Source organism: Pseudomonas sp. PS02303 (assembly GCF_029959925.1).
In the GTDB taxonomy this organism is placed as follows: Bacteria; Pseudomonadota; Gammaproteobacteria; order Pseudomonadales; family Pseudomonadaceae; genus Aquipseudomonas; species Aquipseudomonas mandelii.
The window spans coordinates 1-879 of record NZ_JASCOM010000541.1 but is presented as its reverse complement, the minus strand read 5'-3'; the positions used below and the strand labels follow the sequence as shown (position 1 = coordinate 879).

At 56.2% G+C, this 879-nt stretch carries 1 protein-coding gene and 1 pseudogene; one reads left to right on the top strand and one right to left on the bottom strand.

All coding sequences use genetic code 11. The features are described 5' to 3' along the window. Nucleotides 1–111: 111 nt before the first annotated feature. Complete coding sequence (locus QMX98_RS34765; RefSeq protein WP_010461157.1) at nucleotides 112–570, bottom strand: VOC family protein; 459 nt, start codon at nucleotides 568–570, stop codon at nucleotides 112–114. Nucleotides 571–687: 117 nt separating this feature from the next. Here QMX98_RS34765 and QMX98_RS34760 point away from each other — a divergent pair. Then, nucleotides 688–777, top strand: a pseudogene (locus tag QMX98_RS34760) (methionine ABC transporter substrate-binding protein); the annotation flags it as partial. Nucleotides 778–879 lie beyond the last annotated feature (102 nt).

The window sequence follows — 879 nt, the reverse complement described above, 5'->3', positions numbered from 1 at the left end:
GGCAAGCCTCGCTCCTAAGGGGGATTGTTTCGTTCGCAAATATCCGGAACCACACACCCCCTGTAGGAGCGAGGCTTGCCCGCGAAGAGGCACGCTCAGACGTTGAAGTATTCAACCCTGCTGAAACATCTCCTTGGCCCGCTGCTCGATCTGCTCCTGAGTCAAATCCTCCTTGCGCGTGGCCAGGAACCACAAATGCCCATAGGGATCTTTCAACGTCCCTGAACGGTCGCCATAAAACTGATCCTTGACCTCGGACACCACCGTTCCACCCGCCGCGATTGCCTGTTTATAGGACTTGTCCACATCGGTCACATACAAATGCAGCCCCACGGACGGCGATGTGTCGGGATTGCTTAACGGCCCTTGATCGCACGGCGTACCGAGCATGATCGGGCAATCGCCAATCCTCAGCTCGGCGTGGCCAATCCCGCCATCAGGCATGGACAGACGCATGACTTCCGTGGCGCCAAAAGCCTTCTTGTAGAACTCGATGGCTTCGGCCGCTTTTTGAATGCCCAGATAAGGCGTGATGCTGTGATAACCCTCTGGAATGGGTTTGACGCTCATGACGGTTCTCCCTTGTTGTTGTGAATTGAAGGTGTTCCTTCGCCGATTTCCGGTCGGATAACTATAGGTCAGCGCTTTTTGCGCCACTGAGTGCCCGACGAGCAGCAGCGCCACTGTTTGCAGAAACGGGCCAAGGCGTTGAGCTCCGATGAGTTTCGGCAGTTCATCCTGACCCGCTGCAAAGGACAGATTGCGCCGGGTTTCTAAGCTTTCGGTTTGCCTTGAGGACGTCTTCGCGGGCAAGCCTCGCTCCTACAGGTTTTGTGTCGTTCGCCAGTAACACGCAATCCTGTAGGCGCGAGGCTCTGT